General features: G+C 43.2%; 13 protein-coding genes. 7 read left to right on the forward strand and 6 right to left on the reverse strand.

The window, feature by feature from the left end; translation table 11 throughout:
- The first annotated feature begins 84 nt into the window (after positions 1–84).
- From RMO68_RS10225 to RMO68_RS10245, 5 genes are all read left to right on the forward strand, one after another.
- Positions 85–702 (forward strand): molecular chaperone TorD family protein, encoded by a 618-nt coding sequence (locus tag RMO68_RS10225; protein ID WP_310440652.1) that lies wholly within the window; start codon positions 85–87, stop codon positions 700–702.
- A complete protein-coding gene (locus RMO68_RS10230; RefSeq protein ID WP_310440653.1) occupies positions 699–1,796 on the forward strand; it encodes a 4Fe-4S binding protein in 1,098 nt (365 codons plus the stop codon). The genes RMO68_RS10225 and RMO68_RS10230 overlap by 4 nt, the downstream gene beginning before the upstream one ends.
- A complete protein-coding gene (locus RMO68_RS10235; protein WP_310440654.1) occupies positions 1,793–2,236 on the forward strand; it encodes a hypothetical protein in 444 nt (147 codons plus the stop codon). Before RMO68_RS10230 ends, RMO68_RS10235 begins: the two co-directional genes overlap by 4 nt.
- A complete protein-coding gene (locus RMO68_RS10240; protein ID WP_310440655.1) occupies positions 2,233–2,727 on the forward strand; it encodes a hypothetical protein in 495 nt (164 codons plus the stop codon). Before RMO68_RS10235 ends, RMO68_RS10240 begins: the two co-directional genes overlap by 4 nt.
- Positions 2,728–2,863: 136 nt before the next feature.
- Positions 2,864–4,672, forward strand: a complete 1,809-nt coding sequence (locus RMO68_RS10245) for a diguanylate cyclase (RefSeq protein ID WP_310440656.1) — start codon at positions 2,864–2,866, stop codon at positions 4,670–4,672.
- A 15-nt stretch (positions 4,673–4,687) separates the two neighbouring features.
- On the opposite strand, the gene RMO68_RS10250 is transcribed toward RMO68_RS10245, so the two are convergent.
- The 6 genes from RMO68_RS10250 to RMO68_RS10275 all read right to left on the reverse strand — a co-directional run bounded on the left by RMO68_RS10250 (position 4,688) and on the right by RMO68_RS10275 (position 11,211).
- On the reverse strand, positions 4,688–5,368 hold the full coding sequence (locus tag RMO68_RS10250) for a response regulator transcription factor (RefSeq protein ID WP_310440657.1): 681 nt from the start codon (positions 5,366–5,368) through the stop codon (positions 4,688–4,690).
- Entirely contained in the window at positions 5,365–7,428 is a 2,064-nt protein-coding gene (locus RMO68_RS10255; protein WP_310440658.1) for a cation:proton antiporter, read from the reverse strand. The genes RMO68_RS10250 and RMO68_RS10255 overlap by 4 nt, the downstream gene beginning before the upstream one ends.
- Before the next feature lie 83 nt (positions 7,429–7,511).
- On the reverse strand, positions 7,512–8,024 hold the full coding sequence (locus RMO68_RS10260) for a phosphatidylglycerophosphatase A (RefSeq protein WP_310440659.1): 513 nt from the start codon (positions 8,022–8,024) through the stop codon (positions 7,512–7,514).
- 13 nt (positions 8,025–8,037) lie between these two features.
- Positions 8,038–9,228, reverse strand: coding sequence for a sulfate adenylyltransferase (locus RMO68_RS10265; RefSeq protein ID WP_310440660.1), 1,191 nt, complete (start codon positions 9,226–9,228; stop codon positions 8,038–8,040).
- Positions 9,206–10,093 carry a hypothetical protein gene (locus RMO68_RS10270; RefSeq protein ID WP_310440661.1) on the reverse strand — a complete coding sequence of 296 codons (888 nt, stop codon included), beginning with the start codon at positions 10,091–10,093 and terminating at the stop codon, positions 9,206–9,208. The genes RMO68_RS10265 and RMO68_RS10270 overlap by 23 nt, the downstream gene beginning before the upstream one ends.
- Positions 10,090–11,211 (reverse strand): bifunctional 2-C-methyl-D-erythritol 4-phosphate cytidylyltransferase/2-C-methyl-D-erythritol 2,4-cyclodiphosphate synthase, encoded by a 1,122-nt coding sequence (locus tag RMO68_RS10275; protein WP_310440662.1) that lies wholly within the window; start codon positions 11,209–11,211, stop codon positions 10,090–10,092. The genes RMO68_RS10270 and RMO68_RS10275 overlap by 4 nt, the downstream gene beginning before the upstream one ends.
- 215 nt (positions 11,212–11,426) lie before the next feature.
- Between RMO68_RS10275 and thiC the strand changes: the two genes are divergently transcribed.
- Together thiC and RMO68_RS10285 are read left to right on the forward strand one after the other, a co-directional pair.
- Positions 11,427–12,803, forward strand: a complete 1,377-nt coding sequence (gene thiC, locus RMO68_RS10280) for a phosphomethylpyrimidine synthase ThiC (protein WP_310440663.1) — start codon at positions 11,427–11,429, stop codon at positions 12,801–12,803.
- 22 nt (positions 12,804–12,825) lie between these two features.
- Positions 12,826–14,001, forward strand: coding sequence for an Mrp/NBP35 family ATP-binding protein (locus RMO68_RS10285; RefSeq protein WP_310440664.1), 1,176 nt, complete (start codon positions 12,826–12,828; stop codon positions 13,999–14,001).
- The last annotated feature ends 82 nt before the right edge of the window (positions 14,002–14,083 follow it).

Below are 14,083 nucleotides of genomic sequence, written 5' to 3' on the forward strand. Positions count from 1 at the left end.
ATATAGCCTTATAACCTAACACCTCTTATACGCTTTTCAGCCACATAAGTTACAATCACGCTACTTTATTAAAGGTTTTTACGAATGGATGAAATTATCGCACGCAGTAATTTATATGCGTTATTATCACGAATATTACTTCAAGAGTTGGATGTGGAGCGTTTAGAAATTCTTCGCAATGACGAAACGGTTTTAGAATTTATGCCCCATTGGCGTGATTGGGAACCTCGTAAAAATATCGAAGCACAACAGCTTTTGGAAGAGTATTTGAATCCCGATTTTACTAACCTCTCACTGCTCCACCTGGTTCCGTATGAAACCTTTTATACACGCCCTGACCAAATGATTGAAACAGGCGGTGCCAATCCGGTGACTGACATCTATAGTGCATACGATTTTCTAGTCGATTATGAGGTTGCACGTGTCGTTTCTGCGGACCATATAGGCATTGAGATGGAGTTTATGCATCACTTATGTGAAGCACAGCTTAAAGCGATGGAAGAGAGTGATCATGAAGCGATTCAAGAGTTGATTCGTGTGCAACATCAGTTTTTGAATACCCATTTACTTCGCTGGGCACCTATGTATCTCATCAACATGAAATATGAATCGCGTACTCCTCTTTATTATGATACGGCAGAGATGGCTTTAGAATTTATCCTCTCTGATAATGAAACATTGAGCGCTCTGGTTCAAGCGTGAGTCTACTACAGCTTTCACCCGGGCAATGTGTTCGTGCACTTAGTGTCAACTCACTCTGCTCTCATTGTGCTGAGAGCTGTCCGACGAGTGCTATTGCTCTCAGCGGTCGACTTCCATCCATCAATCAATCCCTTTGCGTCGGGTGTTCGGGTTGTGTGGCGGTGTGTCCGAGTGAAGCATTAGTATTGGATGATTTTAATCCGACTGAGTTTTTCTTTTCATTTATAACCGAGGAAGAGGGTGTTGTTTCGTGCCAAAAGAATATCCCCTGTATTGCAGCTCTCTCGAGTGAGCATTTAATCTCACTCTGCAGTCTTAAAAAAGGATTGGTTCTCGATATCGGGCATTGCAGTAGTTGCGATATCGGCTCTTATGTGCTTGAGATTATGGAAGAGAGAGTTAAAGGTGCAAATTATCTCCTTGAAGCGATAGAGGTTGAGAGGAGTGTCGTGTGTGAAGCAATCGCGTACAGTAGTACTGAAGCGGATGAACCTAAAGATCGGAGAGATTTTTTTAAAACGTTCCATTTGCGTGGGATTGCAAAAGCCAAGCACGATTTTGAAAAAGAGGTACAAAGGTCTACCGATGAGTTTATCGAAGCGAGTATTGACAGCTCCCACACCCAAGCGCTGCGTACGAAAAAAATCACCGATCGGCGGAAACTTTTTTTTACGGCATTGAAAAGGGTAGAAAAACCAGCCCAGTTTCACGTCGTCGATGCTCAGATGATTACTTTTACCTCTCAAAAGATTATGGATGAGACAAAATGTACCGCGTGTCAGATGTGCTATCGTATTTGTCCTACGGCAGCACTTACCTCTGACATGCGCAATTCGAAGATCGATTTTGACCCGTTTTTGTGTGTCAAATGCCATCTCTGTCATGATGTTTGTGAGAGTGATGCAATCAGTGTTTCAACGTCGTACAATCTCAGGGAGTGGTTTGAACCTGCTGTGCAAAATCTCATCACCTATCTCGTCTGCAGGTGCGATGAGTGTGATGCTCTTTTTAGCTCGGTCAGAGGGGAAAAGATTTGCCGCCGCTGTCAACTCGAAGAGGAAGAAGCTTTGGAATTATGGGGATTAAATAAATGATGAATAACGATAATACAATAACATCTGAGACAAAGCTGTACGGATATATTGCTGAAGAAGCTCATAGTAGCCGCTTTTCGGTCACACTTAATAAACTTTATAAAGAGAACGGGTGTGACGCGATGATGATTCCGATGAATATCCGAGTCGATGATGTCGCCTTTACGATATCTCAAATGCGCAGTTCCAAGCTCAATGGTGCTGTCATTGGAAGCGAATACCAAGAAGAGGCACTTTCATTGGTAGATGAAGCCTCTATTGAGGCTTTGGAGAGCGGCTATTGCGATTGTATTATGATACGTGAGGGAAAATTGATAGGGGATTTGATTATGACGAGGGCATTAGAACGCTATGCGGATCGAGACGATTTTGTGGATGATATCGCAATGCGTTCACAGTGTCACTATTTTTACGATTTAACTACAGGAGAAACAAGATGAAAACAAATGATTTTAGTGATCTTAAAGCTGAGTTTGATGAGTTTATACGGGAAAAATGCGACAGTGGAAGTTGTGAGACCGGAAATGAAGAGAGTACAACCGATGATGAACCGGTTCCGAGTTTTGTAGATGAATTAGCGGATAAGCTCCTTGCCCCTTATCATAGCGGAGTTTATTTTTCACGTCTTGATATTAAGCGGGTAGCGGAAGCTATCGATGAATCGATTCCTATCAAAGAGCGCAAAAAAATGATTAAAGCGCTGTTTCGCCACACAACATCAAAAGAGTACTTACGTTCGGCATTTGATGAGTTTAATCGCCATTTCGGAGGACGTATACTCATTTATCAAGAGCTGTCTGAAGCTTTTCCTGCATCAAAAAAACTTTTCGATGAGAATATCGTGAAAATAAAAAAGACGCAAAAAATGTTGGATCAAATCGTTTTAGACTTTGAAGAGATTGAACCGACTGATGAGCCCATGATGATTTAATAGGAAAATATTTCGAATCAGTGAGTATTTTAAATTTTTATAGTGTAATAAAATTTTTTTTGATAAAAATGTGCTAGAATAGGATTAAAACTAAGAGCATTAGATACAGTTATCTAAGATTTAAAAAAGAGAATTTATGAGCTTTAAACGACGTATTCAAGTCTCCATAACAGTACTTATATTCGTTGTTTCAACAATTTTGACTTCCTATTTTATTTATCATGAAGAGCAAATCGCTGCAGAAAAAGCATTTCATTCATCCCAAAATATTAAAAGAGTATACGATTCTATTCGTAAAGATTTAGAGTCATTTTATATTTATCGTGCCTATGCCAATCTTCGCTCAGCCGGAGTCAAAGAGGCAATGGATGCACGTGATCAAGAAAAACTGTATGAGCTTACACTTCCCCGCTATACAACATTACGAGAAGAAAATCCCCACTTGATTGTTATGCAGTTTCATGCTCCGGATGGAAGATCGATACTTCGTATGCATCGAAAAGAGGTATTCGGAGATGACATTGCTGCACGTCGTCCGATGTTAAAAAAGACCCATGCAACACGATCGGTTCATTGCGGATTTGAGGGGGGAATCGAGGGGATAGGGTATCGCATCGTAGTACCTTTTAGCGATAAAGATAAATATGTCGGCGCTCTTGAATTTGGTATCGATCCGGATGTGATTATTAGCAAACTTGTTCAAACAACCAAAATGGAGACTCTTTTTATGCTTCATGAGAGTCGTATGGCTGCAGCGGACACGCAAAAATATCAGGCACGTTACAGCGGTTATCTCTTTTCCCATTTAACCCCGTATCAGAAACCGTTGATAGAAGAGTTCGTAAAAGAGAATCAGGATTTAAATCAGCGTATTATTCATTATCAAGGGAAAAAATATGATGTTATTCCCATTTATTTAAACGGAAATGACGGTAAACCTATCGGCATATTTTTGTGCTTTAATGATGTCACAAGAGGTTTTCAAGAGGTATCTGAGGTTATTTTAGAGAGTTTCATGCTAACCCTTAGTATGATCATAATACTGTTAGGAATATTTGAATATGCCTTTGCGCGCATGACAAAGAAAATGGTTTTTCAGGAGACCTATACTTCTACAATTTTGAATTCTCAAAAAAATATCATTGTGGTTATGGATAACGGAGAAATTATTTATGCCAATAACGCATTTTTTGATTATTTTCATTATCGTTCTTTGGAAGAGTTTCGACAAAATAACCGATGTATTTGTGAACTGTTTGAGAAATCGGAAACAGAAACGTACATCCAGCCTGAAATGAATGGGATGGGGTGGGCAGAATACCTTCTGGAAAATAAAGATCGGGAAAACCGGGTTAGAATGACAATAAATGGAGTAACATCGACATTTACGGTGGACGTTCAAAAAATGGAATACGAAGAGGTACTTCGTTATGTTGTTGTATTTAATGATATTACCAATTTAAACAATTTAGCGACATTGGACAGATTGACTCAAATTGCCAACCGTTTTGAATTTGACAAAATATTAGGCCATTCTATTGATGTTGCTCGGCGGTATGAACGTTCATTCTCTATTATTTTACTGGATATTGACCATTTTAAATCGGTCAATGACCATTTTGGGCATTTAGTAGGCGATGAAGTTCTTAAAACGTTTAGTGAGCTTTTGCGTAAGCAGATACGACAAAGCGATGTTGTCGCACGTTGGGGTGGGGAGGAATTCATTATTCTTCTACCGGATACCTCTTTGCCTTCTGCGATTAAAATGGCTGATGCATTGCGCCAGCGTATAGAAGTAAACCCTTTTGAGACAGTTGGGAATATAACCTGTTCCATTGGGGTAGCAGAGTTCAATCTTGCGGATAAAGCCGATGATTTATTGCACCGTGCCGATCAAAAACTCTACCGTGCAAAAAATAGCGGGCGAAATCGAGTAATGGCTTAAGAATCTGATCCTTCACTACCCGACAAAGCGATACCCAATACCTGTTTCCGTAATAATCCATTTAGGTCGGGTAGGATCAGTTTCAATCTTTTGACGCAGTTGATTGATAAAAACGCGTAGATAATGGGTTTCATGCTGATACCCGATTCCCCATATTGCTTTTAGCAGCCATGCGTGTGTGAGGGCTTTTCCCTGATTCTCCATAAAAACGCGGAGGAGCTTAAACTCTTTGGGCGTCAATTTAATCAATTCATCCTCTATACTCACAATCCGATTGGTAATATCCATTCGCATCTCTCCGACGATTAAAATCGGAGATGTCGATTGTGAGGGAGGGACACGACGCAAGTTGGCATTAATGCGAGCGATTAGTTCATCAGTATTGAATGGTTTGGTGACATAATCATCTGCTCCGGCATTGAGGGCGGCTATCTTATCCGATTCAGCATGGATCGCTGACACGACAATGATGGGAGTTTGCTCATCCACTCTATAGAGCTCTAAAAATTTTACTCCGCTCATGTCCGGCAATCCCAAATCGAGCAAAATCAAATGAAAATGCTCATCCGCTCCTTTTTTCAGTCCCTCTTTTGCCGTTGATGCACTTTCCGTCATAAAACCTGCAAAGGCTAAGGTCATTGCTAATAACCGACGGATAGAAGCATCATCATCCACGATTAAAATGCGCGGTGTCATGACTCACTCCGAAGCGTTACTCGAACACAAAACTGGTCATTTTCCAATGTGATAGCCAATGTCCCGCCATGTACTTCGATGATATTTTGCGACAGTCGTAATCCGATCCCTGAACCCGGTTTACCCTCAGAATTATTGAGCCGACCAGGAGTATTCCCCAGCATTGCTATCGTGTCGGTAGAGGGGAGATCGCCGTTGTTGCAGATAATCAAGGTGATTTCATTAAATGCCGAGGTGATTTCAATACTTACCTCGTCACCGTATTTAAACGCGTTATCGAGCAGATTACCGATGGCAAGATGAAGTAAGGCGATATCACCATTCAAAGGTGGGATATCGGGTGAAAAAGAGAGTTTAGCCTCTCGTTTCCAATCCTTCTCAGCAATGGAGAGCGCAGAAGAGACGACATCATCTAGTCTAAGTATCGTTTTATTGAGAGGGGTTTTTCCCTCACGAAACCGTGCATTCACCAGCAGATTATCGATCACTTTTTCCATGCGACGTGATCCCTCAACGATGGTTTGAACCATCTCTTTTTTATCCTTCTCATCGAGGGTGAATTGCGGATTAGATAAATTACCAGCGGCTCCCCGTATCAATGTGAGAGGGGTTCGCAGTTCGTGAGAGAGGAGATCAATCAAACTCTTTTGCATCGTCTCGACGACTTTATTCTCTTTGAATCCATGGGTGATGAGATTAAGGAACGGTCCGGTCATAATGGTTGTTGCCAGTGCCATGACGACAAACATCGTAAAGAGTTCCGTCGAGAGTATCCCCATCTCATACCCGATATTAAGAACCACCAACTCCATGAGTCCACGGGTGTTCATGAGTATTCCCAGAGCAAACGAGTCTCGCCAGCTAAATCCCATGTATTTGGAGGCAAGAGCACTTCCGAAGAGTTTACCAAATACTGCAAGGACGATAATACCGCCGCAGATCAGCCACGCATCTATACTGTTGAGCAAACCGATTTCACTGCGTAATCCCGTTAGGGCGAAAAAGAGGGGCAATAATACCAAAAGGCTGACGTATTCCAAACGCGGTGCAATGAGTTCTTTGAGTCTCGATACAGCCGATGAGGGCATCATCGCTCCCGCCATAAATGCTCCGAATAGCGCATGTACCCCTATTGCTTCGGTTGCAAGAGAGGAGAGGAGTAACAAGACGATAATAAACGACATTCCGTTCATACTAAGCCGTTCACTTTGAGAGTGTCCGATTTTCGCGAAAAGGGGACGTATGACGTAAAACATGACAACGACATACAAGGCGATGAGGAACAATAACACGAAAGAGGAACTGAGCGATCCCGAAACAGAAATGGCAATAATCAACGCTAAGATATACCATGCCGTAATATCATCGGCGGCGGCACAAGTGATTGCCATCGAGCCATAGCGGGTGTCACCGATATTTTTTTCTTTGATAATCCGAGCCAATACGGGAAACGCGGTGATACTCATTGCGATACCGATAAAAAGGGCAAACGGGATAAAGGAGATGTTTTTGGGCGCGAAGATCGGATAGAGCCAATAAGCTAATGCTACTCCCAAGAAAAAGGGGAAGATGATACTGACATGGCTGATAAATACCGAAGCGCTCGATTGTTTTTTAATTTTATCAAAATCGAGTTCCATTCCCACGACAAACATAAAAAAGATCAACCCGAGCTGACTGATGAGATGGAGATTGCCGAGGGAGTCTTTAGGAAAGAGGGTGATAAACATATCAGGAAACAATGCTCCCATGAGTGAGGGGCCGAGGATAATTCCCGCAATAATTTCACCCACGACGGTGGGTTGTGCGACAAAGGAGACCAGATAGCCAAATAGTCGCGTGACGATCATGATGACGATAAACTGGATCAGCAATAAGGGGAGCGGATGATGGAGTTGTTTGAGAAATGTATCGCCAATCGTTGTCGGTAGCGAAGCCGCTGGGGCTATGACTTCAGAGAATAGAGGATTCTCTAAAAGTGTTCCGTAATGGAGGATTCCCGCAATAGCAATCCCGAAGAAAAGGATCAATGCCACATAAATTAAAAGTGTCTTTTTCATGCGGAAAGTGTAGCGCAGATCGTCTCAGGAAAGTATCAAGATGTAAATTTGAGTTTTCAGAGGAGAGTTCTTTTGGGATCTTATTAACCGATAAACCCACTTTTTAAAATCGCTTGCCAAATGATAGCAGCCGTGATACCTGCGGCAAATCCGGCGATGATGTCATCTCCCATCACCCCAATTCCCCCTTTGGCTTCACGATCAATACGACCTATAATTGAGGGTTTTTTGATGTCATAAATGCGGAAAAAGAGAAAACTAAGAGCGATTTGAACAGCAATTCCGTTATTCCATTGCATCAGTGTTGCCATATCAAATCCTACCCCCGGAGCGATGGATAGGGCGAACCATAACCCGACGAGTTCATCGATAACAATTCGTTGATCATCATGGTTGTTTGAAGCGGCTTCATACGTATTGATACTTTTAATAGCGATTAGGGTTATGAGTAGTGCAGCCAAAAAAAGGGTTTGCGGACCGAAATAGAGGAGTATCGCAACTCCTAACGGTAACGAAGCAATCGTCCCCACCGTGCCGGGAGCTTTAGGACTGAGGCCGCTGTAGCCGACGGTAAGAAAAAACCATTGAAATTTCATAGGTAATTATCCTTTAGTTGAGAGAGGTCGTTTGATAAAGGCGCATTAATGCGACATAAAAATCTTTTTCGGTATGCTCTTCGAGAAGACCGTTAACGGGCATAATATCGTAATAGAGTTTGGCCAAATTTTTAAATCGGTTAGGATAAAGGGATGCGACGATCATCGACGATATCTCTTTACGAACTAAAACGGCCGGAGGTAAAAGCCCTTGTCTCATTAACTCAAGAATTGATTCGGAATGGTATGAGATATGGTGATGATGTCCATGCGGGCAGGTTTGGACACTGACGAGTGTTTTGCATTGATTACAATAGACGTATTCGCTTGCAATTCCCACTTCGATATCGATCCCGACGAGACGGTCAATAATCGATTTATTGGCGTTATGGTCGTAGTACATGCCGATTCCGGCATGGTTTTGACCGATCATAAGACGGTTACATCCATAGTTTTTGGCCACAATGGCGTCTAAAATAACTTCATTGCTTCCGGCAAAAATATAGCTGCTCTCGAGAGGAACAATAACGACGCGATTACGAGGAAGATAGTTCTCGACGAAAAATTTCAGGGTCTCAAAACGGAGATCATATTTCAAATCGGCATTATTGTACGGCTTGAGGAGGAAAATAACAATTAGATCCGTACGCTCTAGGCTTTGTCGAATAAGGCGCTCATGGGCACGATGGAGTGGATTGGCCGCCATAAATAACGCGGTAATATGTTCGGCTCCGATTTGCTCTTTTGCTTGATTGACCATCTCTTGAAGGGATTGGACACTGAAAAGATCGATGGAGTATTCCCCGCAAATGGCATATTTTCCCAATCGTTTATGGGTTGCATTGACTCCCGGATGGGATAAATCTTCGGTTCCATAAATCTGGTGCAACCGTTCTCGAGGGTCGATAGGATAGACTTCGTCAACACAAAGCTCTCCTACAACGAGGTTATCACAAATCAGATCAAGAATTTCCCCTTTTTTGGTTGAGGTGAGGATCGTTTCATTGACTTTTCCACTGGGAGAGAGGATAAGGGGAAAGGGGAATGTTTTACCGAGAAACATACCGCTGCTTAGAACTTCTTTGCTCTGAGCCTCATTCATAAGGGCTGTTACGGGACTGAGCATACCTGCTTTGAGTAAAGTGAGGGCGGAAACGGCCTCTTGGTCAATATAGAGGGCTCTATTTTTTCTTGACAATGCCATATTTCTTTCTCTTTTCCCATAAACTTTTGCGTGAAATCCCCAGTTTTTTCGAAAGTTCTGTATCCGGGTATCGGTTTTGAAAATGGATCATAATGTATTTCACATACTCTTCGATCGGTAAAATCTCTCCTTGATCAAAAAGGTGGTTTTCACTTTCGATTTCGATCAGTTTGAAAGGGGGATTATCGATGGGATCAGTGCTGGCGACGATGCACTCTTTTCCTGCAATTAGTTCATAAAAGGCTTTATGCTCACTTTTCTTGAGGTTTTGAAAATCGGTGATAAACAAGATCGCATCGTCATTCGGTGCCGCAATATCGCTAAATGCTTTAGCAGAAGAGAGTGAGATGAATTGGAGTGTTTTATCATGATGTGCCGCATAACGGAATGCAAACGCATCGGCATATTTTTGGTATCCGCTGCAAATAAAGAGGGGAAGTTCTGTTTTATCCAGATCTTCATCTACATTAATCGAGTTAAAGGTGTGGGTGAGATAACGCTCATACGTTTGGTTTTGACGGCGAAGACGTTCATGATTTTGGAAGTGTTGAATTTTTCGGATAAGTTCTTCAATCATAAAAGGTTTGAGAATGTAATCTTTGGCTCCCGCTGCGAGAGGTTTGGAAACGGTATCGTTACTCACATAGCTTACCATCAAAATAACGACGGCATTTTTATACGCTTCGATGACAGGATAGATATCTTGACCGCTGATATTGGTCGAAAGGAGGACAACATCATACGGAGTTCCGCGAAGCCCTTCTTTGGTTGAACTGGAAATATCGCAGTTGTGGCTTAAATCGCTTAGTTTAGAAGCGATACTTTGAGCAAGATAGATCTCGTTTTCGATAATGAGTATATTCATCCGTTTTTCCAATCAAAATAATGTACTGATGCGGTTGCAATCACGCCGATACCTTCCTTACGTCCGATAAATCCAAGATGCTCGGTGGTAGTCGCTTTGACATTGAGCCGTGCAGGGGGGATATGGAGCAATGAAGCTAGTGTAGAGCGCATTTGCTCTTTATAGGGGGCAATTTTCGGTGCTTGTGCGATAATAGTGATGTCCGCGTGTAAAATGACAAATCCGAAATTGTGGAGTTTTTCGACACAGCGTACTAAAAGCTGCTTTGAATCAATATTTTTATAGGCATTGTCGGTATCGGGGAACAGCATCCCGATATCTCCCAAGCAGGCAGCTCCAAGTAAGGCGTCGATGAGGGCATGGATCGCAACGTCTCCGTCACTGTGCGCTTTAAAGCCGAAAGAAGATTCTATATTGATTCCGCCGAGAACCATCGGCTTAGCCTCTTCAAAAGGGTGAACGTCAAATCCATTACCGGTAAACACTACCGAAGAGGGAGATGAAAGACATTCGAGAGATGCGGTATCGGCAGTATGCGTTATTTTTGCGGCACGCGGATCACCGAGGACAAAGTAGCGTGTACCTCCGGAAGCGACAACGGCGCTGCTCTCATCGGTAAACTCCACATCCGTTTCCAACGCACGGCGTAATACGTCGGTACGGGAGAGTTGAGGGGTTTGAATTCGTTTGACTTTCTCACGCTCTATCGTCTTATCATCGTAGACAACCGTGTCATGAACATCGAGTGCGGGAACAATGGTATCCGCAACCCCTTTATGCTCTAACAGTCTGGAGATGAGGTCAGGGTCAATGCAGGCACGGGCAATATCACTGACCATGACATAGGGAGTTTTAACTTCATTGAGAGCGTTTTTAAGTGATTGTTGGCGGGTCTCTCCCCCTGCAACAATCGTAAAATCACACATAGAACGGATAAAAGGGATCTCATCCGGATGGGCAGAGAGGATAATGGAAGCTTCGGGGAGTGATTCTTTGATACGGTTAGTAACATAAAGCCATAGCGGATCATGGCCAATACGGAGCCATTGTTTTTTTACAGGTACTTTAAAACGGGTAGAGTTACCTGCGGCAAGCAAAACAAGGGTTAAATCAGACAAAATGTATCCTATTTTGTAAACTGTTACGAAATTATACACTTAAAAAGCTTTTTTTTATCTTGTTTGCGATAAATTATAAGATACTTCAAGAGGGAATGAGAGTCGTTTTCCTAAATCCTCTTGAAATTTTTTATTTAAATTGAAACAGATACGACCCTTTTAGGGGCTCTTATCTATAAGTCCAATTAAGCTTTTGAAAAGATCAAGGAGAAAGTATGAGAACTGAATGGGTCGCTAAAAGAGAAAACGACACCGTCCGTACTCAGATGTACTATGCCAAGCAAGGCATTATTACCGAAGAGATGGCCTATGTAGCCAAAGTAGAGGAACTTGACCCAGAGTTGGTTCGTTCTGAAGTAGCACGGGGGCGTTTGATTATCCCTGCGAATGTTAACCACAAAAATTTAGAGCCGATGGCGATCGGGATTGCCGCACGCTGTAAAATTAATGCAAATATCGGATCATCTGCGATTGCGTCTGATGTTCAAGGCGAGATTGAAAAGATTCAGGTCTCACAACACTATAAAGCCGATACTGCAATGGACCTTTCAACGGGGGGAGATTTGGATGAGATTCGCCGTGCGGTGATTGAAAACTCTAAAATCCCTATCGGTACGGTTCCTATTTATCAAATTTTACACGACGTGAATAATAAAATCGAAGATTTGAGTATCGAAGTGATGCTCGAAGTACTAGAGCGTCAGGCGAGACAAGGGGTGAGTTATTTCACGATCCATGCGGGGTTTTTGCTTGAAACCATGCCCAAAGTGGCGAAACGTAAAATGGGGATTGTCAGCCGTGGCGGTTCATTGATGGCGGCATGGATGATGCACTATCATCGCGAGAATCCATTTTATACGGCGTACGATGAGATTCTTGATATTTGCGCCCGTTATGATGTCTCCCTTTCTCTTGGGGATTCTCTCCGTCCGGGGTGTTTGGCGGATGCGAGCGATGAAGCGCAGCTCGGTGAGTTGAAAGTATTGGGTGAACTGACACTCCGTGCATGGGAAAAAAATGTACAGGTAATGATCGAAGGGCCGGGACACGTCCCTCTCAATCAAATCGAGCGTAACATGAAGATCCAGCGTGAATATTGTCATGAGGCACCGTTTTATATCCTAGGCCCTCTCGTTACCGATATCGCGGCGGGATATGATCATATCAGCTCAGCTATCGGCGCGGCAGTCGGCGGATGGCATGGGGCATCGATGCTTTGTTATGTTACTCCGAAAGAGCATTTGGGGTTACCGAACGCCGAAGATGTTCGTGCAGGGATTATCGCCTATAAAATTGCGGCACATGCGGCGGATATTGCCCGCGGACGTAAAGGTGCGCGTGATATCGATGATGCTATGAGCGATGCCCGTTATGCATTTGATTGGAAACGTCAGTTTGAACTCGCACTTGATCCTGAACGGGCACGTGAATATCATGATGAAACGTTACCCCAGGATGTATTTAAAGAAGCAGAATTTTGTTCCATGTGCGGACCGAAATTTTGTTCGTATAAAATCACCCAGCAGATTATGGATAATCCTGAATCGTTGGCATGGATTGCTGAAGAAGCAAAAACACAAAGCGTAAGCTAAAAACTACAAGGAGAATATTTTTATGACAGAAGAAATTGTAAAATCAGCATTATCGAAAGTTACCTATCCGGGGTTCACGAAAGATATCGTAACCTTCGGATTCGTTAAAGAGATCAAAATTGATGGGAATAATGTCAGCGTAATCGTTGACATCACCTCAAGCGCGCCGGAAGTGGCACATCAAATCACAATGGAAGCAACCGATGAACTTAAACGTATCGGTGCCAGCGAAGTGGTAGTTAATATTACCGCACCGAAAATGCCGCGAGAGAGTTCATCTAAGGGAAAAAATATTGCCCCTCAGGTGAAAAACTTCATTATGGTAAGTTCGGGTAAAGGGGGAGTCGGTAAATCGACTACTTCCGTTAACCTTGCAGTTGCTCTTGCGATGCAAGGGAAAAAAGTGGGTCTTTTGGATGCCGATATCTACGGCCCAAATATCCCGCGTATGATGGGTCTTGACGGTCAAAAACCTGAAGTGGTCGGAAACAAAGTTCTTCCGTTGAGGGCGTATGGTGTCGAAGTGATGTCGATGGGCTCCCTCATGGAAGAGGGGCAGTCATTAATTTGGCGCGGTGCGATGATTATGAAAGCAATCGAGCAGTTCTTGCGCGATATTATGTGGTCGGATTTGGATTGTTTGGTCATTGATATGCCTCCGGGTACCGGTGATGCACAACTCACGTTAGCGCAAAGTGTTCCGGTAACCGTAGGGGTTACGGTAACCACACCACAAATGGTTTCCCTCGATGATTCCCGCCGTAGTTTGGATATGTTCAAAAAACTTCATATTCCGATCGCGGGTGTTGTTGAAAATATGTCTGGATTTATCGCTCCCGATACCGGAGTTGAGTATGACATTTTTGGAAAAGGGACCTCTCAAGCGATGGCGGATCAGTTTGATACCTGTATTCTCGCCGAAATCCCTATCGAACCCGCTATCCGAACGGGCGGGGATGAGGGTAAACCGGTAACCTACTACGCACCGACTTCTGAAACGGCAAAGCGTTATATGAAGGCAGCCGAAGATTTATGGGCGACCATCGAGAAAATCAACGAAGAGGGGGGAGTGGACAATCAGGCGATCCAACCGAATACCCCTCCGGGCGTATCAGCATGTTCAACTGCCGCTGCACCGAAAGCCGCAGAAACAACTCCATCCGGCGGAAGCTGCGGTACCGGCTGCGGCTGTCACTAAAACCCTCTCTTTTCCCCTCGATTTGGAGGGGGAATTCCCCCTTTTTTATATCTCTAATCTTTTTTTCAGTATAATCGATCTA

The organism is Sulfuricurvum sp., from assembly GCF_031427015.1.
Lineage (GTDB): Bacteria > Campylobacterota > Campylobacteria > Campylobacterales > Sulfurimonadaceae > Sulfuricurvum.